This is a genomic window from Lacticaseibacillus zeae DSM 20178 = KCTC 3804, from assembly GCF_000260435.1.
In the GTDB taxonomy this organism is placed as follows: Bacteria; Bacillota; Bacilli; order Lactobacillales; family Lactobacillaceae; genus Lacticaseibacillus; species Lacticaseibacillus zeae.
Window position 1 is genome coordinate 14,824 of sequence record NZ_BACQ01000033.1, and the last position, 26,270, is coordinate 41,093.

17 protein-coding genes and 1 pseudogene are annotated in these 26,270 nt (G+C 46.3%); 12 read left to right on the forward strand and 6 right to left on the reverse strand.

Translation table 11 applies throughout. From position 1 onward, the window contains the following. Nucleotides 1-98: 98 nt before the first annotated feature. Nucleotides 99-998: a peptidylprolyl isomerase PrsA gene (locus GSO_RS07395; RefSeq protein ID WP_010490678.1), complete on the reverse strand. Its 900-nt coding sequence runs from the start codon at nt 996-998 to the stop codon at nt 99-101. Nucleotides 999-1,285: 287 nt separating this feature from the next. Between GSO_RS07395 and GSO_RS15725 the strand changes: the two are divergent. Continuing rightward, nucleotides 1,286-7,374: pseudogene (locus tag GSO_RS15725) on the forward strand (S8 family serine peptidase). A gap of 429 nt (nt 7,375-7,803) precedes the next feature. Here GSO_RS15725 and GSO_RS07405 read toward each other — a convergent pair. Together GSO_RS07405 and GSO_RS18505 are read right to left on the reverse strand one after the other, a co-directional pair. Continuing rightward, nucleotides 7,804-8,034, reverse strand: coding sequence for a helix-turn-helix domain-containing protein (locus tag GSO_RS07405; protein ID WP_029345551.1), 231 nt, complete (start codon nt 8,032-8,034; stop codon nt 7,804-7,806). Nucleotides 8,035-9,377: 1,343 nt separating this feature from the next. Continuing rightward, complete coding sequence (locus tag GSO_RS18505) at nt 9,378-9,506, reverse strand: hypothetical protein (RefSeq protein ID WP_263850300.1); 129 nt, start codon at nt 9,504-9,506, stop codon at nt 9,378-9,380. 293 nt (nt 9,507-9,799) lie between these two features. On the opposite strand from GSO_RS18505, the gene GSO_RS15735 reads away from it, so the two are divergent. The 8 genes from GSO_RS15735 to GSO_RS07450 all read left to right on the forward strand — a co-directional run bounded on the left by GSO_RS15735 (nt 9,800) and on the right by GSO_RS07450 (nt 19,731). Continuing rightward, nucleotides 9,800-10,054: a hypothetical protein gene (locus tag GSO_RS15735; RefSeq protein ID WP_044112733.1), complete on the forward strand. Its 255-nt coding sequence runs from the start codon at nt 9,800-9,802 to the stop codon at nt 10,052-10,054. A 29-nt stretch (nt 10,055-10,083) separates the two neighbouring features. Continuing rightward, entirely contained in the window at nt 10,084-10,761 is a 678-nt protein-coding gene (locus tag GSO_RS07420) for a helix-turn-helix domain-containing protein (protein WP_010490687.1), read from the forward strand. Then, complete coding sequence (locus GSO_RS07425) at nt 10,758-11,651, forward strand: IS3 family transposase (protein WP_010490688.1); 894 nt, start codon at nt 10,758-10,760, stop codon at nt 11,649-11,651. The genes GSO_RS07420 and GSO_RS07425 overlap by 4 nt, the downstream gene beginning before the upstream one ends. 404 nt (nt 11,652-12,055) lie before the next feature. Beyond that, nucleotides 12,056-15,154 (forward strand): polysaccharide lyase family 8 super-sandwich domain-containing protein, encoded by a 3,099-nt coding sequence (locus tag GSO_RS07430; protein ID WP_029345552.1) that lies wholly within the window; start codon nt 12,056-12,058, stop codon nt 15,152-15,154. A gap of 756 nt (nt 15,155-15,910) precedes the next feature. Then, entirely contained in the window at nt 15,911-17,005 is a 1,095-nt protein-coding gene (locus GSO_RS07435; protein WP_010490693.1) for a glycoside hydrolase family 88/105 protein, read from the forward strand. Nucleotides 17,006-17,139: 134 nt separating this feature from the next. Next, nucleotides 17,140-18,555 (forward strand): MFS transporter, encoded by a 1,416-nt coding sequence (locus GSO_RS07440; protein ID WP_044112736.1) that lies wholly within the window; start codon nt 17,140-17,142, stop codon nt 18,553-18,555. Nucleotides 18,556-18,584: 29 nt separating this feature from the next. Continuing rightward, on the forward strand, nt 18,585-18,821 hold the full coding sequence (locus GSO_RS07445; protein ID WP_044112739.1) for a hypothetical protein: 237 nt from the start codon (nt 18,585-18,587) through the stop codon (nt 18,819-18,821). Between the two features lie 55 nt (nt 18,822-18,876). Then, complete coding sequence (locus tag GSO_RS07450) at nt 18,877-19,731, forward strand: sugar phosphate isomerase/epimerase family protein (protein ID WP_010490699.1); 855 nt, start codon at nt 18,877-18,879, stop codon at nt 19,729-19,731. Nucleotides 19,732-19,857: 126 nt separating this feature from the next. Here GSO_RS07450 and kduD read toward each other — a convergent pair whose 3' ends face one another. Then, nucleotides 19,858-20,682, reverse strand: a complete 825-nt coding sequence (gene kduD, locus GSO_RS07455) for a 2-dehydro-3-deoxy-D-gluconate 5-dehydrogenase KduD (RefSeq protein ID WP_010490701.1) — start codon at nt 20,680-20,682, stop codon at nt 19,858-19,860. Nucleotides 20,683-20,712: 30 nt separating this feature from the next. Next, complete coding sequence (gene kduI, locus GSO_RS07460; RefSeq protein WP_010490703.1) at nt 20,713-21,558, reverse strand: 5-dehydro-4-deoxy-D-glucuronate isomerase; 846 nt, start codon at nt 21,556-21,558, stop codon at nt 20,713-20,715. 265 nt (nt 21,559-21,823) lie between these two features. Between kduI and GSO_RS07465 the strand changes: the two genes are divergently transcribed. Next, nucleotides 21,824-22,624: a hypothetical protein gene (locus GSO_RS07465; protein WP_010490705.1), complete on the forward strand. Its 801-nt coding sequence runs from the start codon at nt 21,824-21,826 to the stop codon at nt 22,622-22,624. Nucleotides 22,625-22,726: 102 nt separating this feature from the next. Here GSO_RS07465 and GSO_RS07470 read toward each other — a convergent pair whose 3' ends face one another. After that, entirely contained in the window at nt 22,727-23,497 is a 771-nt protein-coding gene (locus GSO_RS07470; protein ID WP_010490706.1) for an IclR family transcriptional regulator, read from the reverse strand. A gap of 341 nt (nt 23,498-23,838) precedes the next feature. Between GSO_RS07470 and rpiA the strand changes: the two genes are divergently transcribed. Both rpiA and GSO_RS07485 read left to right on the forward strand, forming a co-directional pair. After that, nucleotides 23,839-24,528, forward strand: coding sequence for a ribose-5-phosphate isomerase RpiA (gene rpiA / locus GSO_RS07480; RefSeq protein ID WP_010490710.1), 690 nt, complete (start codon nt 23,839-23,841; stop codon nt 24,526-24,528). A 556-nt stretch (nt 24,529-25,084) separates the two neighbouring features. Beyond that, nucleotides 25,085-26,263: a glycoside hydrolase family 88 protein gene (locus GSO_RS07485; RefSeq protein ID WP_010490712.1), complete on the forward strand. Its 1,179-nt coding sequence runs from the start codon at nt 25,085-25,087 to the stop codon at nt 26,261-26,263. Nucleotides 26,264-26,270: the final 7 nt, after the last annotated feature.

Genomic DNA, 26,270 nt, shown 5'->3' on the forward strand with positions numbered 1-26,270 from the left:
CTGCCTGCATTTGTCAAAAGCTGGTTTTTTCAGATCACTAGGTGTTCGATCCAGTCAAATCAAGCGCAAACCGACAGAACCAAGTAAGCCAACATAACTTATTTGGTCGTTGCGGCAGTTTTATAACTGTCTAATGCAGTCGCCAAGTCTTTGTCCTTGATCGAGACATTTTCATTTTTCAAGACTTGGCTGATCACCCGTTGCATGACAGAGCTGTTGCGTAACCACTTGGCGTATACGCTGGCAGTTAATGCCTTCTTATTGCTGGCAAAGGTACCTTTGGCTGGGTGATTAACCATTTTGATGACCTCATAACCATTGGTGACTTTGACTGGCGTTTTGGTATAGTCGCCATTCTTTAGCTTGTAGGCCGCAGTTTTAAAGGTCGAATCCAGACTTTTACTGGTGGATTCAAAACTGACTTTTCCGCCTTTGTCCTTGGTCGCCGTATCGATCGAATAAGTCTTAGCAAGCGTGGTAAAGTCCTTACCAGCCGCCAGATCACTGATGACTTGCTGAGCGGTTGTTTCGTCACTTGTCAGAATATGTTGAACTGTAACTTTAGGCTGATAGGTCTTACACGCATCTTTGAGGTTCGCGGTGGAGACTTTTTTTAGTTTCTTTAAGGCAACTTCACTTAAGTAATTGGTGCGTAGACTCTGTTTGAAGCTACTGCGGCTGAATCCATTTTGGCTCAAGAACTCACTGAAGTTGTTTCCATATTGTTGCTTGTAGCTGTCGTAAGCGGTATTGACCGTTTTGTCGCTGACAGACTTGCCATAGGAGTGATCAAGCGCGCGATAAATGAGCATGTTGGCGAGAACGGTTTTGGTTGTCGGTGACTGCTTCAATTCTTTGTAGAAAGTCTGTTGCGTGACCTTACCACCAGCATATGTCGCAACCGTCTGACTATCTGTTTGCTTAGTTTGACAACCGCTTAATAGCAATACAAGAGCCATGCCTGCAGCCAGTACAGGCACGCGCATTTTATTTTTCATCGACCAGGTCTCCTCTTTAAGTAAATTGCCGAAAGAACGTGCGTCTAGTTTAACGTTGCTGTTAATAAAATTCAACGCAATTTCTCATATTCACATATAGAAATTCTGAAAAGGAAGCACCGTCTGAAAATGGCGTAGCAAAGCCGACGTGTATGTGCATTTGTCAAGAAAATTAATAAAAGGTTAAAAAACTCGTTGAAGATCATAAATTTTAGTATATAATCTTGACTATATTAATATATCAATTTAGGCAGCTTTGGTCATTTATGGGAATTGGAGGATATTGCATGCAATCGAAAAAGAAAGGCATTTCGATCGTCTTAATGAGTACGGTGACTTTGGGTGCTCTGGCTATTTTGCCAGTTGGTGAAGTTCAGGCAAAGGCGGCTATTTCGCAACAGGCAAAGGCAACTAGCACCAAAAAAACAGCCACTGTCGCCAAACAAACGGCAACTGAGACAACTGCCGCGGCAACAAATCAGGCGATCGCCACACAACTTGCGGCAAAGGGATCAACTATAATCGTCTGAATCGCGTTCAGCAACAGGATGCTTACGTTGACGTCATCGTGCAGATGAGCGCCGCGCCGGCATCGGAAAATGGCACCCTCAAAACGGATTACTCTAGCACAGCAGAAATTCAACAGCAATCTAATAAAGTCATTGCAGCGCAAGCCAGTGTTAAGGCCGCGGTTCAGCAGGTGACCCAGCAGGCTATCGGCGAAAGCTATGGCTATGTTGTGAACGGTTTTACCACCAAGGTCCGGGTCAGCGATATTCCTAAGCTGGAACAAATCGCTGGGGTTAAAACGGTTACCTTGGCGAAGGTTTACTATCCAACCGATGCGAAAGCGAACTCGATGGCAAACGTTCAGGCGGTTTGGTCCAATTACAAGTACAAAGGCGAAGGGACCGTTGTTTCCGTCATTGATACCGGGATTGATCCGAACCATAAAGATATGCGTCTCAGCAATGCCAAGACAGCTAAGTTATCGCAGTCTGACGTTGCGAAGTTCACTAAAACGGCTAAGCATGGCAAATACTTTACGGACAAAGTACCCTATGGCTTTAATTATGCCGATAACAACAATACGATCACCGACGATACCGTTGATGAGCAGCATGGCATGCATGTTGCGGGGATTGTTGGTGCCAATGGGACAGGGGATGACCCTACCACATCTGTTGTTGGCGTTGCCCCAGAATCTCAATTATTGGCCATGAAAGTCTTCACTAATTCAGATACATCGGCCACAACTGGGTCATCGACACTGGTATCAGCAATCGAGGATTCCGCTAAATTAGGTGCGGACGTGCTGAATATGTCGCTTGGCTCAGTTTCCGGGAACCAAACGCTGCAGGATCCGGAAATCGCCGCAGTTAAAAACGCGAATGATTCCGGGACGGCGGCCGTTATTTCAGCCGGGAATAACGGGGCCTCAGGATCAAGCACGGATGGCGTTAACAAAGATTATTTTGGCCTAGATGATAATGAAACTGTTGGCACACCAGGCACTTCGCGCGGTGCGACGACCGTGGCATCAGCCGAAAACACCGATGTCATCGGTCAGGCTGTCACCATCACCGATGGCAGTAAACTTAAACTCGGGCCAGAATCGATTCAACTGTCCAGCAATGACTTTACTGGCAGTTTTAATGGGAAAAAGTTTGCGGTTGTCAAAGATAGTAAAGGTGGCCTTAGTACTGGCGCCGAAGCAGACTACGCAAACACCGATGTGAAAGGTAAGATTGCCATCGTCAAACGTGGTGTTCTGCCCTTCACTGACAAGCAAAAGTATGCCGAGGCAGCTGGAGCGGCTGGATTGATCATTGTCAACAATGACGGGACAGCCACGCCATTGACCAAAATTTCATTGACCGCAACTTTCCCAACATTTGGCTTATCAAATGTGGTAGGTCAAAAACTGGTTGATTGGGTGACTGCACATCCTGACGATAGCCTGAATGTCAAAATTGCTTTGGCCCTGTTACCTAACCAGGAATACACCAATGATCGGATGTCGAGCTTCACGTCGTATGGTCCAGTTTCCGATCTTTCATTTAAGCCGGATATCACGGCACCTGGTGGCAATATTTGGTCAACGCAGAACAATAATTCTTATACCAATCTGTCTGGGACATCCATGGCTTCACCGTTTATCGCGGGTTCACAGGCACTATTGAAGCAGGCGATTTCCAATAAGAAGAACTCATTTTATACGCAATATCAGCAGTTGAAGGGTAGCACACTGACTGACTTCCTGAAGACGATCGAGATGAACACAGCTGCACCGATCAATGACGTTAACCATAAGAATGTGATTGTGTCCCCACGGCGGCAAGGTGCCGGGCTGGTTGACGTGAAAGCCGCGATTGATGCCTTGGAGAAGAATCCGTCGACAGTCGTGTCGGAAAATGGGTATCCGGCAGTTGAACTTAAGGACTTTACTAGCAACAGTAAAACCTTCAAACTGACATTCACAAACCGGACCAAACATCAACTGACCTATCAAATGGACAATAATGAAGACACCAATGCCGTTTACACATCAGCCACTGATCAAACAGACGGCACGCTGTACGACAAAAAAATCGATGGTGCCAGCATCAAACCGGCAAGTACGATCGTTGTGCCAGCCGGTAAATCCGTATCCGTAGCGTTCAATTTGACGATTCCGAAGAATTTTGACCAGCAACAGTTTGTGGAAGGCTTCCTTAATTTCAAAGGCAGTGATGGATCACGGTTGAACCTGCCTTACATGGGCTTTTATGGAGACTGGGACAACGAGTCGATCGTGGATCCACTGAATGGCCCCGCCTTTGATCCGACCGGCAAGCTGTCATCCGCACAGGTGCCTAATTATGCTACCATGCCAATCTTGAGTGACCGGATGTTCGGTTACCAGTTCCGTGGTGGATTGGTTAAGGATGCAAAAGGAAACTACAAAATTGATCCAGACGCGGTGGCTTTATCTACTACAGAGGATGCTGTGTACAACAAAATTGCTATGCAGTACTATCTGTTGCGGAATATCAGTCAAGTCAAGGTCCAGGTGTTGGATAGTCAAGGCAAGCTAGTGACAACCCTCAGCACCTCAACCAATCAGACCAAGACCTATTATGATTCAAATTCTGGCAGCTGGGTATATTACCATGCACCGTCCTGGGACGGAACGTATTATAATCAGCAGAATGGCAAGATCGAAACGGTTGCAGATGGCACCTATACTTACCGCTTGACCGGTACCCCTGAAGGTGGCAACAAACCACAAACGTATGACGTGAAATTTAAGGTTGATTCAAAGGCGCCAGAATTGCGTAACCTTGATTTGACGCAAAAAACCAAAAATGGCAAGACTCAGTATTATCTGACCGCTGAAGCAAAGGATGATTTTAGTGGCTTAGATGTAAGTGGCAACGCTCAGACTTCGGTCAACCAGGTGACGAACATCCCGACCACGTTCACAACGACTGGGAAAACTGCCGATGGCTACACCAAAGTTGAAACGGCTTTGACCGACGAACAAGCCAAAACGATCGCTGCAGGTGATAACGCCGTTGAGTTTAGTTTGTATGATAATGCCTCTAATGCTGGCGAATTGACGGCAAATGTCCAGAAGCCTGGTTCAACTTCCTATGGTTTAGTTCTTAATGATGGTGGGCTGACAGATAAAATTACGTCTCAAGCTGACGGTTACTCCGCGACGAATGATAAAGAAGGAACGTATTCTTTCAGTGGCACGTATCCGGAGCCGATCTATGGAACCTACACGGATGCCAAGGGCAAGCAGCATGACTTGACGACTAGTTATGATGCCACTAAGAACAGCTTTTCAGCCAAGATGACGGTGAGTGCAGGGGACTACACGACCAAAGTTGATTTATATAGCGATAAAGCCCATACCCATCTGATCGAGCATGCAGACGTTGCCGTTCGGCTTGTCGCACCAACATTTACCAATCTGGTCATCAATAAGGGATTAGATCAAACTTCAGAAACAAAGATCCCGGTTAGCGGTACCGTCAGTGCAGATACGACTAAAGTTGCGATCAGCACTGACAGCGGCTCCGTCACCGCAACTCTTGACAAAAATCATAAGTTCACGGCCGAAGTACCAGTTAGTTATGGCGCTAACTCAATTGAAGTAACTGCAGTAGATGCGGACGGCAATCAAACGTCAGAGCAAAAAAACATCACGTCAACAAATGACCCAGATGTTTTGAAAAATGCCGTGACCTTCGATAATAATGTCAGTTTTGGGTCGAACCAGGTCACTGTCGGTACGTCCAAGTATTATGATGCTAAGACGGGCATTGCGACAATCACCGGGAAAGTTAAGCATCCGACAACCACGTTGCAAGTGGACGGCAAACAAGTACCCATCAAGAGCGATCAGACCTTTAGCTTTACATTAAATCTTGGAAAAGCCGGTCAGAAGCCATTTGGTGTTGTCGTTGGCGACTCTACCCAGAACAAGACGTTCCAAGAATCCTTGACCTTTATTCTTGATGCGGTTCCGCCGACATTGTCACTTGACCAGTCGACTGACAAACCAATCTATACGAATGATCCCGCCTTCAAGATTACTGGGACTGCAACTGACAACGTTAATTCCCTTTCTTTGTCGATCGATGGTAGCAACGTCTACACATCCTATGATGACGTTGATCTGAACAGCGGTCAGCCTGGCAAACTTGACATTAACCAGAGCGTTCAGCTGCTTGAAGGTAAGAATGTTTTGACGGTTGCCGCGACCGATTCGGGTAACAATGTGACAACCAAGAAGATCACGGTTTACTATGAGCCCAAGAAGACTTTGGCCTCCCCGACGGTCACCCCAAGTACGACTGCGCCAGCTAAATCGGTGACCTTGACGGCAAAAGCCGCAGGGACTGGTGAAACAGTCAAATACAGTCAAGATAATGGGAAAACTTATCAGGATGTGCCAGCCGCTGGCGTGAACGTGACTGCTAATGGCACCTTCCTATTCAAATCAACTGATCCTTATGGGAACGAATCTTCAGTTGTCACTTATGACTTGAAGAACATTCAGACAGTTGATCCCGCTCAAGTTCAAGCAGCCAAGACGGCCTTGCAGAACTTGATCACACAAGCGCAAAGCAAGCAGGTAAGTGAAACATTTACCGATGCTTCCAAGCAAGCCTTGACTACAGCCATTCAGGCAGCCCAAAAGGCATTGAGTCAAAGTGATGCCTCGATTGATTCGTTGACCGCAGCAACGACCGCGCTGCAAACCGCCATCAATCAACTGGCAACCAAACTGCCAGCAGATCAGCAGGCAGCTCTGCTGAACCAACTGCAATCAGTCAAGGACCTGTTTGGAACTGATCTTGGCGGCCTGACCGATACCGCGACTGGCAAGACCTTCACTGCTGACGTTGATAGCCTGACCCAAGTAGCAAAAGCCGGAACGGCGACGGCTGACGAAATCAAAGCAGATATCAATCAGATCCTCAACGCCGCACTTTCCCAGCTTGCAAACGATATCACCAATGCGACACCTGCAACTGTTGCAAGTGCCAAAAACCCCGCAACCGGTAACAGCTGGGCTAGTGATGTTGCAACTGCCTTGAATACCGGTAAGGCGGCCAGTGATCCAAGCAGTAAGATGGCACAAGTTCAGCGGCTGCAAGCGTTGAAGACGGCCGTTGCTGCGGCTGTCAAAGCGGCTGAACAAGGTAACGGTGGCTCGATCGGTTCAAATACCGGAAACGGTGGTTCGACTGGATCGAACACCGGAAGCGGCAGCTCGACCGGTTCAAATACCGGAAACGGTGGCTCAACCGGATCGAATACTGGTAACGGTGGTTCGACTGGATCGAACCCCGGGAATGGTGGCTCAACCGGATCGAATACCGGAAATGGTGGCTCAACAGGCTCAAATAGCGGAAACGGTAGCTCGACTGGATCAAATACTGGTAACGGTGGTTCAACAGGATCAGACACCGGAAACGGCGGTTCGACTGGATCGGACACCGGAAGCGGCAGCTCGACTGGATCAAATACTGGTAATGGTGGTTCAGCCGGATCAAACACCGGAAACGGTGGCTCGACCGGAACAGGCACAGAAAAAGACAGTTCGACCGTCAAAGACCACGGACAGGATTCAGACACCAAGTCGGATGACACAACCAAGGATACGGAAAATCCTACGCCAACCACTGGTAGTTCAGACACCACTAGTTCGACGGCAAGTAATTCAGAAAATCAAAGCAATGGGACCTCCTCGGCAACCAACAAGATGCCAGGGACTGGTGAACAGCAAAATGGTGTTCTGGCCTTCGTGGGAACACTAATGCTCGGACTCGCTGGGATTCTCCGCTTTGCTTACAAACGTATGCATCAAAACGAGTAACGACTCGTTTCCAGTCAGCTCCGCAATGAGCAATGACCGGCGCAACAAAAGTGATAAACCGCAGTACCCCTAAAAAGTCTGGGTTTAGGGTCTATGTTAACGGGAATTTAGGAATAAAGTTAGTATTTGAGACAGCTTGCCATTTGGTGAGCTGTCTTTGTTATGGTATGGCGTAGTTTGATGAAGTTCGGCTGATTCTTGGGACTAAACCAGGATTGCTTGAGTGGCTTGATGAGACGGTTAGATCCTTTGATCGGCGCGTAAGTTAAAAGCTTACTGAACAAAATGATGTTAGTCGGCAGTTTCTTTACTTATTTTTAGACACTATCAGCCCAAATGTGAATGAATAACATGGTATCGATACCACATTGGCTGAGTAGTTTTAAGCGATGCGACATTTACCAATCGGGTAAAGACTAATCCCGATAATTATGAAATGATCGAAATTTTCAACTTAAGGCCAAGCCCTGCTGCATAAAGATTAAGGGTCGTAAACGAGGGGACAGAGTCAAGTAATTCAATCTTGGCTAATCGCGATTGCGTCATGCCGATCTTTTGTGCAAGTTCGCGTTGAGAAATGCCACGACGGATGCGTTCGCTGTGCAACTTGGCGAGTGTATCGAGGATGAGTGATTCCTGTGGAGGAAGTATTGCGTTCATTTCTTTTCGAAGTCGGTCCAGGCTGGCATGGTTTGCGCTCCTTTCAGGGTAACTGATTGATACAAAAACAGTTTTGGTCATGGGGTGCATGCTTATCTTACCAATATCCGACGCCAAAGCACATCGATTTTCTGCATAAAAAAGAAGCCGCCCCGCAAATGGCTAGCTTCCTTGGTGATGACTTGTCCACCTTCAACAAGCTGATTTTAACCTGTCAGCGACCTCTTTGACAAATGGTTTGCTGAAGCGGTATGTGTCAAAAAGAGCGGCTTCCTTTTAGGGAAGCCGCCAACCGTTCGAACGATCTTACTTAATGCAGGTGGTTAATCTGCGGTGATCGTCAAATGGCACGTTTCATTTTCATCCTATAGAAAAGGTATCACTTGCAACGCTTATTGGCAACCATAGCTTAAGTATGGTTGTGGCGGGTAGGCAGAAAGAAAAAGAAGCCGCCCCGCATGGCTGACTTCTTTAGGTGATTATAATGAGTGAGTTCGACCAAAAAAATCATAGCCTGTTTGTCGTCTTTTTGCAACAGCGCAATAATTAGCGCATTCAGTGGGCGTAAACAAGGGATACAACATTGACCTAACAACTCGAAGAATCTTCAGTACCAAAAGGCATTTTATTTCTTGTCAGGAATTCAGATACCAATTTTAATTTTAAAATTAGTCAGCAACAAATCCTGGTTTATACAAATTGGATAAATAAAAAACGATCGTTTCTATAAGATTCACCCCATATTTAGTGCGCTATCTGGTAGACTTAAAAGCGGTAGCGGCTCCGCTACTGCGTCCGTTGCCGGTGAGCCATATTGATACGTGACTCAGTTTCATCCTGGATTGCTGAGGTCATCACCAAAGCAGTCATTACCATTGCTGCTGCCGCAATTATCGCGACAGCTAAGAACGCTTATAAGCGCGCTGCAAAGCGTTTGCGTAAGCGTAGAAAGCGGTAAACCGTGCAGAGTTTTAGTGCTGACTACACTAGAACTCTGTTTTTTTACAATAAAAAAGCGGCTTCCTTCAGGGAAGCCGCCACCGTTCGAACGATCTATTAACATGCGGTTGACTAGTCCGCGATGGCCATTAAATGATACGCTTCAAGTTTCATCCTATAAGAAACTTATCACGCCCAAGCACCCTTGTCAATTACAATGCAAATGACGTTTGTACAAGCGGTAGAAAAAAGAAGTCGTACTTCAGATATTAGTTGTTAGTAAGCATTCTCTTCACTGAAGTCATCCGGTTTTACGTTCGTCATTCGGTTCATGACAACGGCCAGCGCGCCCGTTCGGTATAAGAAGTCCAGCTCTTCTAATTCTCTATAACGGTCTTTGCTGATCAAAACGACACTTTTTTGGAGTCGGAAAGTTGATTGAGCGGTATCTCTATTTTTTTGTCTTCTGTTACTACTTTGCGCAATAAGTCGAACAAATCTTTACGCAGAATTTCAGGGGTATAGGTTTGCATACAAATCCTCCTGTGTGGGCTTGGAGACTGCTACAACATCAAGATTACGGGAATGTGAATTGATTAGCAATTTAAAAGTGCTGTCAGACGAAAAAATCTGATAAAATTAGGGAGTAAGGTTGTCAGACACATAAACCAACAACATTGACATAAGGGGAAGAATCAGCGTATTCTGCCTATTGTAGAGAGTAATGGTTACTATTTGAGTTGCTCATGGCTGAACGCTTTGAAAGTGTTCAACTCTGATGGTTGTCTCTGGCGTAAAAGTGGATAACAAAGCGAGGGTGTTAAAGATGAAGGACTTATTGATCAAGCACCAACTGGAAGAAAGTCACCCGATTCGTGAATATAAGGCACAGATGATTCTTAAGGCATTAACAGCCACTGCAGCGGCGTCTGAACCCAATGCAAGGCTGGACGCCTTGCGTCAGGCCAATCAACGCACCAATGCGGTCATCGAGAGAGTTGTGGACGAAGTTAAAAAGGACCGAACCGTATTTTGTCGGGATGCGATAATACCTTTATGGTTGTCAGATGAAATATCATAATTCATCTGATGATCATGGAGGGATTTTCTATGCCCAGATCTAAGTACACAGCTCAAGAAAAGTTACACATATTGGAGGAGTTCAGACATTCGAATATAAGTATCAGTAGTTTCTCTCGTCAACACGGTCTTGGTGATCGTACATTACAACGTTGGCAGGCACGCTATGATCGTGATGGGATTAAGGGATTAGAGGAAGCTCGAAAGAATCAACATTATACCAAAGAGCTAAAGCTTGAAGCAGTGCTTGCTTATCTTAGTGGTGAAGGGTCATTAGCCGCAGTTACGATGCAGTTTGGTCTGCGCTCATCAGCACAACTGCAACGTTGGATAGCCATGTATAATAGGGATCATCAATCTTTGACGGCTTCACCGTCTAGAAAGCAGGTCCCCACCATGAGTCGTACAACCACCTTCGAAGAACGCATTAAAGTCGTTGAATATGTCACTAAGAGCAAGCACTCCTATACTGAAGCGGCAGCCCATTTTGATGTGTCTTATCAACAAACACGGTCTTGGGTGATCAAGGCTCGCGAAGGCGGTTATGAGGCGCTGGTAGATAACCGTGGTCACCACAAAGACAAGCGTAATCTAACCGAATTAGACAAGGCCAAACTGCGCATTCGTCAGCTAGAAGCTGAGCTCAAGGACAAAGAGCTAGTGGAGGCCTTTGTAAAAAAATTACTGGAAATCCAGCACAAGGAGTGATCAAACAACACCGACAAGCTTACCGTGCCATCGAAGCAGTTAGTCAAGGCCACCACGGCGCTGTCACAAAGTTATTGGACGTTATTGGCGTCAGCCGTCAAGCTTATTACAAAGGCTTAAGGCGGGAGGAAACATTGTGGGGAGTCCACGATCGGCAGCTCAAGGAGCGGACTCAATATTGGTTTGACTTTCATCACCAAGGCATTGGCGCCGGGAATCTCCTGATCAACTTACAACAGGATGAGCTAATTGACTTTCCGGTCACGATCAAACAAGTTCGTCGCGTCATGCGCGAGCTTGGCATTCGGTGTCAGATTCGCCAAAAACGGCATAGTCGCGTCAAGCAATCTGAACAGTACCTGCAAGACAATGTGCTCAATCAATGTTTCTACGTGGAACGTCCTAATCAAGTCTGGCTAGCCGACTCAACCGAGTTGAAATACGGTATCAACGGCGAGTACAAGATGCGCCTCAGTGGCGTTCTTGACCTCTATGGCCGCAATCTGTTGGCTTACAACCTGAGTACAACCGAAACAACCGCCGCCGAGATTCAGGTCTTCCAGCGCACTTTCACTCGCGCCGGAAACGTCCATCCGCTCATTCATACTGATCGTGGCTCCGCCTATACATCTAAGGCATTCAACCGCTACCTTAGCCAGTTTGAAGTGACACGAAGTATGTCGCGACCGGGAACGCCCTATGACAACGCACCGATAGAGCGCTGGTGGAATGAGTTTAAACTGCGGTGGATGGATCGTCACCCAATGGCAAAAACTTATAAGGAGTTCGTCCAGCTCGTTGAAGACGGGATCCACTATTTCAATCATGACAACCGTTCGGGACAAAGAGACGGCCTTACCCCAGAAGAATACTGGAATAAGGCCATCTAAAAGCTACCAAAATTTTATATTATTTCATCTGTCAACTTGACAGGGCCGACCGCAAGCGGAGTTGTGCGAAATGCGCGGCTCTTTTTTCGTTTTCAATATGTTGTGTGGAAAAATTCCAAATCTGTTCAAGGTGATGATAACCGTGAGAAGTGAACTATCCATCAAGCAACTTGTAAATTAATCAAGCAAATAAAAAATTTGATTTATATTTTCACCAGCCGATGCAATATCAAAGGCGTTTTAAATCAACGCAAGCACCTATATTGTTTGCGCTTTCAACCGCTGCATGTTAACCTCACAGAGGTTATTTCATGACGTTCCCGGTGAGTTCAACAGGTGATCCTTACCTCGAGATTGTCGTGAAATAAGATGCTTTTGAAGGACAAACAGGTGGGGAGAGGGCTATGAGAAGATACATATTGAGCATAAGCGTGATGGCACTTACGCTGGGTTTGATTGGGATACAACCTATCCAAGCAAGCGCCAGTGACACGCTTGATCAGCAGTCTGCGGTGAATGTGAGTGATAACAATGGCCAGGGCACAAAAAAACTGGATCCGAATGTGGCAACTGAATTGCCAAAGCAGACAACAGTTGCCGCGAGTGATGAGCAAACTGCGCGACCAGAATATGCTTTGATGCGAACACGCTGGCGGGATCGATTGATGGCGGCACATCCGGATTTGAACAATCCTAATGTTACTGCCTATTTGACCGATTTGGCTAAGCAAAGCCAAACGTTATGGGACACGATGGATCGCAGCACCAGCCGAACGCGGTTGTGGCCCAAAAAGGCTGCCGATACAACGTCGGCAGATTACACAACAATGTTTACTAACCTCAAATTGCTGACATTGGGGTACTATAATCCATTGAGTGCCCAGTACCAAAAGCCTGAGGTTTACCAAGCCATTCTTGATGGTATCGACTTTATGATCACGGTTAAGAAGTACAATGGCGTGTATTCAACCGGCAATTGGTGGGATTGGCAGATTGGCGCGGCTCAACAACTGGATGATACGTTGATCTTGTTATATGACGATCTGCATCAACAAGATCAACAAAAATTAGTCAAATTTGTGCAACCGTTACTAGGCTATGCCAAAGATCCCAATATTCAGTGGCCAAAATATACCGCCACCGGTGCGAATCTTACCGATATTTCAATCTCAGTGTTAGCTAGTGGCTTGCTTTTGGAAGATGATACGCGCGTTGCATTGGTTCAAAAGAATCTGCCCAAAGCGATGGGGTTAGTGACGGCCAAAGACGGTATTTATGCAGACGGTTCCTTTATTCAGCATACTTTTTTTCCATACAATGGCAGTTATGGGAATGAAATGATTAAAGGTATTGCCCGTATCTCGTCAACTCTTGTCGGTACGCCTTGGGCCATTAGTGAAGTTCAATTTGCTAACGTTTTTAATTTGATTGACAAAGGCTTTTTGCAGCTGATGGTTAATGGGCGGATGCCGTCGATGGTGTCCGGCCGGAGTATTTCGCGAGCACCTGGGACCAATTCGGAAACAACTGAGTTAGAGACCGGCAAGGAGACGCTGGCTAATCTAACATTAATTGCCGATGCGGCACCAGCCACACTAAAACAGAAAATTTATCAGGCAGTCGCAACGTGGGTAGGACAAGTTGGTAAACAGTATAATTTTTATCACAATCCGCGTGATTACGCCGCGCTTAGCGGATTGCAGACAGCACTGAGTCACGCCTCTGCGCAGGCCGATGATGTCAGTTCGCTGAACGTTTATGGATCCATGGATCGCGTGATGCAGAAAACGCCAACCCACTCAGTTGGCATCGCGATGTACTCCAAGCGGATTGCCAATTTTGAATTTGGCAATACTGAAAACGGGCACGCTTGGCACACAGCAGACGGGATGGTTTATCTTTACAATCGCGATCTGAATCAATTTGGTGAAGGTTACTGGACAACGGTCGATCCTTATCGATTGCCGGGAACCACGGTTGACACCATCAAGCTTGCAGACGGTGCCAAGTCATCTTCGCGGAGTCCGGAATCCTGGGTTGGCGGCGCGACGGATGGACATACCGCCAGCATCGGCATGTCCTTGAACAAAGTAAATGAAGGCCAAAATCTCAAGGCCAAGAAATCCTGGTTCTTGCTGAATGATCAAGTGGTGAATCTCGGTGCCAATATTACCGGCACCACCTCAGCCGATATTGAAACAATTCTTGATCAGCGCCAAATTGATCCGGCAACCACCAAGATAACAGTAGACGGGCATGCCTATACGAGCCAAAAAACGGTGGGACAGTGGGCCAATTTGAATACAGCCGATCCTGGCAATAATGTCGGGTATATCGTGGCGCCCGGTAATAGTCCGGTTAACGTCAGCCAGGCAACACGCACCGGAACGTATAAGGACATCAACGGCTATTTCCCATCTGACACCGTTTATCGACATCATTATGTCACATTGGCGGCCATGCACGGCTCGGCTGTTAATAACGGCCATTACGAATATGTCACAGTACCTGGCGCGAGTGATGCTAAAAGCGCAGCCCTAGCCAAAGACCCAACCTATCAAGTGCTGGCCAACACCGGTGATGTTCAAGCCATTAAAACGGAAAATCAACTGATGGCTAACATCTGGACCAAAGCTTCACAACTGGATGGCTTGGTTTCTGTTGAGCAACCGGCCGCAGTTGTCATTAAGAATCTTGGATCAAATCGTTATCAACTCACGATTGCGGATCCTCAACAAACCAATCAACCCATTCACCTTGATTTCGATTATCCTGTACAAATTGACGGAGATGACGCAGCTAACTTTTCCACGAATGGACATCGGCTCGTTTTTGAAACATCGGACTTGGCCGGTGCGAGTCGTACCGTGACATTCACGCTGGATGTACCTGCCGATAAAACCGATCTGGACAACGTGATTAAACAGGCTGAACAGATGAAAGCGGCCGATTACACGAAAACCAGCTTTGCAGCGTTCGCATCGGCATTAACAGCGGCCAAAGAGGTTCAGTCATCAGACAATGTTTCCCAAAAAGTCGTGGATGCGGCAAAGGCAAAACTAGTCGATACTATGAACGCATTGGTCAAGGTTGCTGATAAGCACGCGCTTGCAGCAGCTTTGGCAGATGCCGCTAAATTGCATGAGAAAGACTATACCAACGATACATGGCAAAACCTACAAATTGCTATTGCTGCTGCCAAACAGGTGCTGAGTCAGTATGAGTCGACGCAAGCTGAAGTAGATACAGCCACCCAACAGCTGAGGGATGCGCAGGCCAAGTTAGTGAAAATTGAAAAAGCACCTGATATTGAGCGAGAGCCTGGAGGGCAGGCAACATCAGCAAAATCGCATGCCTCTCAAAAAGGCCAACATCAACCGAAGAATGGCGATGAAATGCCGGAGACAGGGGAAGTAACCAACATGAGCATAGGCTTTGTCGGCACGGTTATTCTCGCGTTGATTGCCGGTATGATGCTGTGGCGTAAGCAGCGAAGGGCTTGAGCAAGCTAATATTATCTTAATAGCGGTAACTTTCAGCATGACAGGTTGAAAAATTTAATACGCTTATGCAAGGCAGTTTTTGTAAGCGGAAATACAGACGGTGCCACTTCATGAAAAATGAAGGGTGCCGTTTTCTTGTTTAGCTGCGAGCATCGCAAGTTCAACTATTGTGGGCAGCAAAACGAATCTAAAAGTCGAGATGCCGATGGGGAAAATCAAACGAGAAAATCGTTAAATTTTAGGATTTCCGATCAACGTTGGTTTATATTCGCAAGACTGTAATGCAGTATTGATCGCGGATAAGCTTGAACAAATTCATTTCAAAGCGAAGGAATATCCCGAGCCTTTTTATTTTAAAATGATGCGCTACAAAATGGACGGATCTGCTAATGTGCGGGGTTCATATTGTCAAAAATGATATCTGAAAGGAGACAAAAACGGCTTACAAATAAAATATAATTTGCTGATTTCTTAATGAGAAATATGGTTACTGTAATTACCAACGAAAACTACAGCCTGTAAGCGAAAAAGATAAAGGCCCATATTAGTCGTGAATTTGCCCCTTGACAACATGAATGCGCTTGCACTAGTATCAAGATGTTAGATAAATAAAAAACGTTATTTCCGTTTAAGAAATAATTTGTGTCTCTATTCAAATGTGGGAACGGCTTCTTTTGCTCTCACATGTGAAAAAGGTGGCAAATAAGACGCGTCAAGGTGCAGTAGGCGTAGTAAGTATAGGAGGTTTCAAAACAGATGAGTACATATACCAAAAATCAGCTGGAGGAGAAAATCGATTTACTAATTGACAACGAGATCCACCTTAGCGACCCAACGGGTGAGTTTTTCGTTAAAGTCGCGGATGGTTCCCTGATTGACAATAAGAGCTTTAACTTCTGGGAGTGGACATCAGGCGTTGGATTGTACGGCATGATGAAATATTACCAGCTGAGTCGCAAGCCCGAGGTGCTCAAAGTCATTAAAGATTGGTTTGACAGCCATTTTCAAGAGCCGCCTGTTGAAAAGAATATCAATACCATGGTCCAAATGTTAACGTTGGCATATTTATACGAAGAAACCGGCGACCGAGCTTATCTGCCACATTTGGAAGCTTGGGGCGACTGGCTGTATTATCGGCTGCCGCGGACGGAAAAAGGCGGGTTTCAACATGTTACGTATGGTGACCTCAATCCTGATGAAATGTGGGCGGATACCTTAATGATGAGTGTTTTGACACTCACAAAGCTTGGCAAGGTGTTGCATAAATCAGCGTACATCCAAGAAGCCAAGAAGCAGGTTTTGTTGCACATTCAGTTTTTGCAGGATAAGCGGACAGGGCTGTGGTATCACGGCTGGTCGTTCAAGCGGCGTGACAACTTTGCCGGTGCCTTCTGGGGACGAGGCAATTCATGGATTACGATTGCCTTTCCGGAAATTTTGGAATTGCTAGATCTGCCTGAAGGAGACGCTTTTCGCGAGTTTGTCCGGATGAATCTGCAATATCAAATTGACGCGTTGAAGACTTATCAAGACAAGAGTGGGCTTTGGCACACGCTGATTGATGATCCGACTAGCTATCTTGAAGGCTCAGCAACAGCCGGTTTTACTTACGGCATTTTGAAAGCGGTTCATAATCACCTGGTCGATAACAGCTATCGAGAAGTGGCGCTGAAAGGCATTGATGCGCTCTTTGCCAACATTGACGAAAATGGCGCTCTTGCCATGACATCTGGCGGAACTCCCATGGGCGAGACGAAAGATTTCTATAAGCATGTCAAAACTTCGGTTATGCCGTACGGACAGTCAATGGCGGAGTTAGCGCTGACTGAATATCTGAAGGAATTCTACTAAGTATTAAAAATTAGGCTATGTCCCGACATGTTCGCCACGATTGGTGTTGACGGGCCAGAGCTACGTTAAAGGAGTGTTTTATGATGAAAGCATCTTCGGTAAACACACCAGCTGATGCCGCATCTGGACTTGAAATGGTCAAAACGCATGCGCACAGCTTTGATTGGCGCGATAAGATCGGTTACGCATTTGGTGATTTGGGGAATTGTTTCATTCTTGGTTTGGTTAATAGTTTCTTGACCATTTATTATACCAATGCTTTGGGCATTTCCGGTGCAATTGTTGGTGGGTTGTTTCTTTCGGCACGGTTTATTGACGCGTTTGCTGACGTCACGGTCGGGCGCATTTCCGATATCACGCCGTTAACCAAAAACGGTCGGTTCCGTCCGTGGATCAAGTGGGTTAAGTATCCATTCTGTGCGATTACTGTCATTCTTTTCCTCCCATTTGTTTCAAACTGGCCAATGATCTGGCGGGTTGTGTATATTTTTGTTACTTACTTGGTTTATGGAATTTTGAATTCTTGCATCAACATTCCTTATGGTTCAATGGCCAGTGCAATTTCGGAAAATCCTGATCATCGAGCATCATTATCTACTTCTCGTTCAGTGGGTGCAGCGATTGGTGGCGCAGCAACTGGGTTCATCATTCCATTATTGGTTTATCAAACGGCCGCAAATGGTCAAAAAGTGGTTTCAGCGAATCGCTTCTTTATGGTTTCAATCATGTGTGCCGTCATTGCGTTTGCTTGCTACAATGTGATTTATCGGATGACCACGGAAAGGGTTCAGGTCAAGAAAACCGAGCGTGTTTCTGCTTCTAAACTCATCAAAGGCTTGTTTACAAATAAAGCTTTGATGGCGTTGGTCTTCGCCGATTTCTTCCTAGTCATCAACCAGAACTTGTCTGGCACGTTGGCAACCTATCTCTTTACCGATTATTTCCAGAACAGCACGGCACTTTCGATTGCTTTGCTCTTCACTTATGGCACAGTGGTTGTACTAGCACCGTTTGCAACGAAGCTTATCAAGAGTTTCGGTAAGAAAGAGGCAAGTATTGCTTGCTTAGCGTTTGGAACGTTCATGTATTTGCTGATGTATTTCTTGCATCTCACAAATCCTTGGATCTACCTCATTCTTTTGTTCTTGGCAACGCTTGGTTCCGGAATGTTCAACTTGATGGTTTGGGCATTTATTACTGATGTTATTGACTATCATCAATACTTAACCGGTTTTCGGGAAGATGGCACTGTTTATGGCGTTAATTCATTTGCGCGAAAGTGTGCGCAAGCTGTCGGTGGTGGCCTTGGTGGGTTCATGTTAACAGCGATCGGGTATATTTCTTCAACAACCGGTGGGGCTACTCAAAGTGCTGTGGTTATCAATCGGATATACGCGATCGGTAACCTGATTCCGGCTGCCTGCATGTTACTTGGCATGTTGACATTGATTTTCTTCTACCCGCTTAACAAGAAAAAGATTGATGCTGTCGATGCAAAATTAGCCGCCCGGCGCGCTGAAGAATTGAACGCTCAAGACCAAGAAGCTTAATGAGCTCAAGGAAAGAGGAACTGATGACGATGGCAAAAGATAAACTACAAATTGATCGAGAAAAATTTGCCTACGCGGTTGTTGCAAATTATCAACCGGATGAAAAAACCGATCTTAAGGCTTCCAAGGCTGTCCTTAGACGCTTTTTGATCGCATATTATTTGGCAGACCAGTTTAACACTTTGGAAAGTAATCATTTTGATCAGGATAAAGGCTGGGATTTCAGCTTACTGGCAAAAGGATTAGACCAAATCAGTTTACATTGATATTTAGAAATCGGAGGATAAGCTCCGATTTCTTTGCGTTAGGAAGGAGTTTATCATGCGAAAAGATTTTGCAGTTCGTGCTCACGACATTCCGGGAACAGATGATCTTGAATTGCTAACCCGAAATATTAAAATGCGTCACATTCACACGTTGGCGTTTGCGCCGGCCATTAGTTTAGCGGCAACGACTCACGGAGGCGATAAAGTCAGCACAGGGCTGGCAAATTACGTCCGCCGGCTATTTGCTGCCGACGATATTGAGATTGGCACCTTAAGTTGTTATGTGAACCTGATTGATCCTGACATCAATAACAGAGCCAAGGTTATTAATCGATTCCAACATTACTTACAGTTGGCGCCGAGTTTTGGTACCAACATTGTTGCGACCGAAACCGGCTCAGTGGATCCCGCATTTGCGTTTACCGAAGCGAATTTTGAACCAGGGCCGTTTGAAACGTTACTCGATACGGTTTCCCAACTATTGCCGGTTGCCCACGAATTCGGCACCTTGATCGCTTTAGAGCCAGGCGTCAATCATCCACTGTATTCGTTGGAACGAACGGAGCAACTGTTGACGCATTTCAACCACGATCCGGCATTAACGCTGATCATTGACCCGGTCAACCTGATTTTACCGGAAAAAGATAATGTTGAGACAATTTTGAAAGAAGCATTTGAACGGTTTAATTCGAGAATTGTTGCCGTTCATTTAAAAGATTACGCATGGACACCTGATGCACCCCGTCTGCTTAAAACGGTTGTTCCGGGTACGGGTCAGGTTAACTTCCGGCAGTTGCTTGAGATAGCCGAGCACTATCAGCCATTCGGGTTAAAATGTTTAGATGAATTACCAGATGGACAGCTTGATACGACGCTTGAGTTACCTGTTTTAGCGCCTTATCGAAGCTGAACAGCGGACGCTTGATGGGAGCGTCAAAACACAAACAGGCACCGGAGATGACGGTTATCTCCGGTGCCTGTTGCTATTTGTAATAAGGAACAATTAAGTTGTGTGTTTACTTTGAAAGGCTGAAAGTTAACGGGTCAGATAACCACCATCAACCGGAATGATCGCACCGTTGATATAATTAGCAGCATCACTAGCCAAGAAGACGGAAACCCCCATTAATTCATAAGGCTCAGCCCAGTGTCCAGCGGGGATGCGGTCGAGGATTTCTTGATCGCGGGCTTTGTCGGCACGGATTGGGGCGGTGTTTTCGGTCTTGATGTAACCTGGTGCAATGGCGTTGACCTGAACGTTGTAGGCGCCCATTTCGGAGGCAAAGGCTTTGGTTAAGCCGGCAACACCGTGTTTACTTGCTGTGTAGGACGGAATGTATTTGCCGCCTTGGAAGGAAAGCATGGAGCCGATGTTGATGATTTTGCCGGATTTTTGCTTGGCGAAGACTTTTGAAACGGCCAAGGACATGTGATAAACGGCGCTGAGGTTGATTGCGATGACTTGATCCCAGTCTTTATCCTTGGATTCGAGAAGGGGATTACGGCGAATCATCCCGGCGTTGTTGACCAAGATGTCGATGTGGCCCATTTTGGCGACGGCTTCGGCAACGACTTTATCGGCAATGCCCGGTTCGGTTAGATTGACCTGCATGAATTCTACCTTGTGGCCGCGTTTTTCAATTAAGCGACGGGTGTTGTCCCATTCAGCGGTGCCAAAAGTCGGGATGAAAATATCGGCGCCGGCTTCGGCCATCGCAACGGCGTAACCCTGGCCAAGGCCGGTATTGCCACCGGTGACAATGGCAACTTTGCCGGTCAGGTCGAATTGCTTCATTTTAAAATGATCGAGTTCGGCTTCGTGTCGTTTGATTTCTTCTTCGGTTTGATGAATTTCTGCCATTTTTAAACGCTCCTTTAATGAGTTTAAACGTTAACGTAATTCAGACATTGGTACCTGATCCATATCATCGTAGGTTTGGTTTTCACCGCACATTGCCCAGATGAAGGCATAGTTGGTGGTGCCGACGCCGCAATGAATAGACCAGCTTGGGTTGACCACCGCTTGTTCGTTAAACAGTGCGATGTGCCGGGTTTCATCAGGCTCGCCCAGGAAGTGGAAGACGCGGGTATCAGGTTCGGCGAATTCAAAGTACATATAAGTTTCCATCCGCCGTGCGTGGGTATGTGCCGGCATCGTATTCCAGGAAGAGCCGGGTTCGAGAACGGTGTAGCCCATCTGCAACTGGCAGGTGTCCATTTGCGAAGCGTCAATGTATTTGTAAATCGTGCGCTTATTCATATGCGCCTGATCGCCCATCGGTTTTGCTAACGCGTCAGCAAACGGCAACTTTTTATTCGGATAGGTTTTGTGTGCTGGGGTTGAAACGACATAAAACTTAGCTGGATTAGCCGGATCATTTGATTTGAAAATGACATGCTTGGTACCCATGCCCACATAGTAACCATCGTGAGTCGTCATCGGCTCTTCGGTTCCGTCAATCGTGATACTACCTTCGCCGCCAATGTTGATGAGCCCTAATTCGCGGCGTTGTAAGAAGAAATCAACGCCTAATTCTTTTGATAGCGCAATTTCCAGTGGTTGATCAGTTGGGGTTACCCCGCCAAAAATCATCCGATCGTTGTAAGTATAGGTGAGTAGAATATCGCCAGGCGCAAAGATCTCTGGCATCAAGAATTCCTCACGCAGCTTATCGGTATCGTAATGTTTAATGTCTTCAGGGCTATGCGCGTAACGCGTGACCATATTGAATGACAATGAAAAAGCCTCCATTTCTTTTAAAGAAACAATGTTTATTATTTTGCACAAGTCCAATATAGCATGACTAGTCAAAAATGCAAGCGCTATTATGAAATTTCAGCCAACGTTTGACAGTGAATATTCACTTGCCATACGATACAGTTGCCTTTTGTTGAAAACGGTCTTTCTTAATCGGAAATTTTGGGTTGACAAAAGGACACGGTTTGCTGGAATTAACGTTCGGCTACCGAGTTAGCAGTTAATGACTTTGAGGAGGCGCATGATGACTGAAGTTACCTTGCAATTAAGACATGAAGATCAAACACTTAAAACTGCAACGAGTGAGGCTAGAACCTATTTGGCTTATCACAAGCAGTATGCGTTGGGCGATTACTATCAGGTTCAGGTCAGTGACGCACCCGCTTATGTGTGGGTGCAACTGGATGCGAGTGTGGCACCATCGCTGGTGTATTTGAAGCAGGCCACGTGGGATTTTCGGATTCCGTTTAACTTGCAGAAGGAATGGCCATATCCGGATGGGGCATTTTTAGGAACAAACCACTATGCTTGGGTGCGAGTGGCTAATGAAGATGAGCTAACTGTTTCACGCAATTTGGCGCTGAACACCTATGACCAGCATGAAGCAAGCGGTGCCTATCCCCATGCATCGGCCAATGCGGAGACGCGGGATGAACTCGTGTTTTATGCCAAGAATGTCATTGATGGGGTGATTGCTAACGAAAAGCATGGCAGTTATCCGTTTCAATCATGGGGAATTGCGGAGCGCCCTGACGCTGAATTAACGTTGGACTTTGGCCGGGAAGTTTTGGTGAAGCGCCTGGTGCTGATTTTGCGAGCTGATTATCCGCATGATAGTTATTGGCAGGAAGTTACCGGCGAATTTTCCGATGGCAGCAGCGAAAAGCTTGAACTTAAGAAGACGGCAGCGCCTCAGCAATTTGACATCACGCCGCGTAAAGTGACGTGGCTGAAACTTACACACTTGGTGAAGGATCAGGATAGTTCGACTTTCCCGGCGCTTACTGAGTTGGAGGCTTGGGGTAAAGAGGCGTTCGCAAAATAGTGACGATCCACAATATTCGATACGAAAAATGGCAGTCGCTTTGCTTATAATGATAAGCAAGGCGGCTGCCATTTTTGCACCTTTAAAGTTCTTAGCTGAAATTTACAGCGTTTGTTCAATTGCATGCTGCGTATTCAGCAACAACCGAATGAAATTGGATTGGCGTTCTTTGTTAACCCGGTATTTAGGCGAGCTGATACTGAAAGCACCGTAAATGCGGCCGGCTTTCATGATTGAGGCGCCGAGGCAAAGGACTTCCGGCTGATTCTCCTCGTTGTCGATGGACACGCCCATTTCCTGAATGGTTTTCAGATTTTGACGAAGTTTCGGCAAACTGGTGATTGTATTGGGCGTTAGCGGCTTAAGTTTATGTGTCTCAAGGTAATCGTCTAAATGCTTGCGCGAATAGTTGGCCAGCAGCGCCTTGCCCATCGCGGACGAGTACATGTTCATCGTGCCACCGATGATGGATTCCAGCTTGATGCTGTTAGGGCTCTCGAGTTTTTCAACCAAGACAATTTTGTCATTGCGCACAATGCCGAGATTAATGGTCTCGTTGGTTTCGTCGCGCAGATTCTCAAGAAACGGGCGCGCGACTTTGGCAATATCAAAGCTGTCAAGCGCTTTTTGTGCATACGGGATCAGTTCGGTGCCGAGATAATAGCGTTTGGTGCTTTCATCACGGCGCACGAAGCCGATCATGTCAAGCGTGTTGAGAATTTTCAAAATCGTGGGCTTTGACGAACTTAACGCCGCACTCATGTCTGCCAATGACGGCGGATCGTCGGCTTTCATGAGATAGTCTAAGATGTCTTTGGCTTTGATAAGCACCGTGCCATAAGGCTTTTGTTGTTTTGGCTTTACTTGTTCCAATGGAATGCCTCCAAACGAATTTTTGCGAAGTTTATTATATAGAAATATACAATGGTAAAAATGGTTTGTCCAGTTTTGGTTCGGCTTAGCTCAGGTGAAATTGTGTAAAAGTGTAACCAGCGATCACTGATATGCTGGCGCTTACATGATAAGTTAACAAAACCAAGGGACTTTTTAAAAAATTTTGTTTCATTTTTGGAAATTAATAGACCGTTATAGGAAAAAGGCCCCTTGATAATCAGAAAATAACTTGTCAATTTGCCGACAAGTCTTGCGACCACCCGCTCATCTTCAGGGGAATCAGATATAATGGAGTTATTAAGCGAAAAGGATGGTTGGCCATGGATCAGAACAAGTTGAAGCAGGAAGCCGCTCAAAAAGCAGCTGAGTTTGTTGAAGATGGCATGACGATTGGCTTGGGCACCGGTTCAACAGTGTATTACCTGGTTGAAGCGATTGCGCAGCGGGTCAAAGAAGAGCACCTGAATCTGACCGGTGTTGCGACCAGCGTGCGGACGCGCAAGCAAGCTGAGTCGCTTGGCATTCCGATGAAGGATCTGGATGAAGTTGCCCAAATCGATTTAACGATTGACGGCGCCGATGAAGTGGATAAACATTTCCAAGGTATTAAAGGCGGCGGGCGCGCACATTTGATTGAGAAGATCGTGGCGATTAATTCTGCGCGGAATATCTGGATTGTGGACGAGACCAAGTTGGTGGATACGCTGGGTAAATTTCCGTTGCCGCTTGAAGTCATTCCGTTCGGCAGCGGCAAGTTGTTGCAACGGCTAAAAGATGAAGGCCTGAAGCCGGCGTATCGCCTTAATGACGATGGCACCAAGGCGCTGACGGATTCAAAGAACTACATTATCGACCTGCATCTTGGCCGGATCGAGCATCCGCATTTGTTGGCGGAATGGCTTAACAAGCAGGTTGGGGTTGTCGAACATGGTTTATTCCTCGATCTCGTTAAAACCGTGGTAGTCGGCACAACGCATGGTCCGGAAATTCTGGATGCGCACCGCGGCTAATCGTTAGCTAAAGTAAAAAGCTAACAAGTTGAATAATCCAAATAGCGTCAACGAAAAACCTTCAAAGTTGCAACCTAACTTTGAGGGTTTTTCGTTGGCGTTTTTTGCTGGCCTCATCAGCTGTCTAAAGGGCGAACATCGATCACGGGCTTAAATGTGATTATGAATGTTTATATTTGTCGCTTGTAAATCCTTATAAAAATAGCGTTTGCAAGCTCTTATCGGTTTTTGAAGCTGTTAATTTGGGGAAAATTGTTCGTAAATGATTTACATTAAAGCGCTTGCATGTTATAGTCTTTTTGGAAATAAAAAGAAAGAACATTTATTATAAAGAAATAAATGAATGGTTCAACAATGCCCTTTCTTTTTAACGGTTTTATGAAAAAAGGCTAATTTTCCCTATATGACGCAGCGCGAATGAATGAGATAACTTTTGCTGGCTTTCAGGATTTGCCGTCCTGTTACATAACAGAAACCAGATTTCCAAAAAGTATATGTTTCTTTGCGCGACTGCAGATGTGGGGAAATTAACGAGAAAGCACCAAGGAGGCAAATATTGAAAATTGAAAATTTAACGAGTGCCCAGCGATTTTTCAACGCCGGGATTGTCGACAAGCGCATGGTGACCACAGCGTTGGATAATGCCGTTGCGCATCTTGATTTAAACATCAAGGTGTTCGGCGAGAATTTTCCCGAGCCGTCAACGGTGAACAATCGCTATGCACCGATGAAAAACACGGAATGGACCAATGGCTTTTGGACCGGGATGCTGTGGCTGGCTTATGAGTACACGGGCGATCAAAAGTATCGCGCACTGGCCGAAAAGAATGTCGCCAGTTTTGCCGATCGGATTGACCGCAAGATTTCCGTTGATCATCACGATTTAGGCTTTCTGTATTCGCCGTCAGTGGTTAGCGCGTATCGACTAACGAACAGCCAGCTGGCAAAAGAAATCGGGATCAAAGCGGCGGATCAATTGTTAACCCGTTTCCATGAAAAAGGCCGTTTTATCCAGGCCTGGGGTGCAAAAGACGCTAAAGATGAAAATCGGCTCATTATTGATGCGTTGCTGAATATTCCGTTGCTGTATTGGGCAACGTCTGTGACTGGGGATGCTAAGTATCGGCAAGTTGCTGATCAGCATTATCGAACGGCATTGAAGACGGTGTTTCGTCCGGATGGCTCCACTTTTCACACTTACTTCTTCGACGATACCGGCAAACCATTGCGCGGGGCGACAAAGCAAGGGTACGCCGACGATTCCGACTGGGCGCGCGGGCAGGCATGGGCGATCTACGGGACGGCCTTGCATTACTATGACACGCATGATGCGGCCGCTTTTGACAGTTTCAAAGCCGTGACCAACTTTTTCCTGAATCGGTTGCCGCAAGATGATGTGCCGTACTGGGATCTGATCTTCCAAGAAGGCAGTGATCAGAGTCGTGATTCTTCTTCAGCGGCGATCGCGGTGTGCGGGTTGCATGAGATGCTGAAATATTTACCGGAGGCGGATCCGGATAAGCCGGTTTATCGCGCGGCCATGCATGCCCAGCTGAAATCGTTGATTGACAACTATGCGACGCCGGTGGATGGGCAGACCGCGGAACCATTGCTGCTTCACGGCGTTTATTCATGGCATTCCGGTCATGGCGTGGATGAAGGTAATCTATGGGGCGACTATTTCTACATGGAAGCGTTGATCAGGTTTTATAAAGATTGGCAATTATATTGGTAGGGGGCTT

Excerpts from the sequence above, each read along its gene's own strand:
- GSO_RS07395 (WP_010490678.1), bottom strand. The coding sequence starts at position 998 with ATGAAAAATAAAATGCGCGTGCCTGTACTGGCTGCAGGCATGGCTCTT.
- GSO_RS07405 (WP_029345551.1), bottom strand. The coding sequence starts at position 8,034 with ATGAACGCAATACTTCCTCCACAGGAATCACTCATCCTCGATACACTC.
- GSO_RS18505 (WP_263850300.1), bottom strand. The coding sequence starts at position 9,506 with ATGCAAACCTATACCCCTGAAATTCTGCGTAAAGATTTGTTCGACTTA.
- GSO_RS15735 (WP_044112733.1), top strand. The coding sequence starts at position 9,800 with ATGAAGGACTTATTGATCAAGCACCAACTGGAAGAAAGTCACCCGATT.
- GSO_RS07420 (WP_010490687.1), top strand. The coding sequence starts at position 10,084 with ATGCCCAGATCTAAGTACACAGCTCAAGAAAAGTTACACATATTGGAG.
- GSO_RS07430 (WP_029345552.1), top strand. The coding sequence starts at position 12,056 with ATGAGAAGATACATATTGAGCATAAGCGTGATGGCACTTACGCTGGGT.
- GSO_RS07435 (WP_010490693.1), top strand. The coding sequence starts at position 15,911 with ATGAGTACATATACCAAAAATCAGCTGGAGGAGAAAATCGATTTACTA.
- GSO_RS07440 (WP_044112736.1), top strand. The coding sequence starts at position 17,140 with ATGGTCAAAACGCATGCGCACAGCTTTGATTGGCGCGATAAGATCGGT.
- GSO_RS07445 (WP_044112739.1), top strand. The coding sequence starts at position 18,585 with ATGGCAAAAGATAAACTACAAATTGATCGAGAAAAATTTGCCTACGCG.
- GSO_RS07450 (WP_010490699.1), top strand. The coding sequence starts at position 18,877 with ATGCGAAAAGATTTTGCAGTTCGTGCTCACGACATTCCGGGAACAGAT.
- kduD (WP_010490701.1), bottom strand. The coding sequence starts at position 20,682 with ATGGCAGAAATTCATCAAACCGAAGAAGAAATCAAACGACACGAAGCC.
- GSO_RS07465 (WP_010490705.1), top strand. The coding sequence starts at position 21,824 with ATGACTGAAGTTACCTTGCAATTAAGACATGAAGATCAAACACTTAAA.
- rpiA (WP_010490710.1), top strand. The coding sequence starts at position 23,839 with ATGGATCAGAACAAGTTGAAGCAGGAAGCCGCTCAAAAAGCAGCTGAG.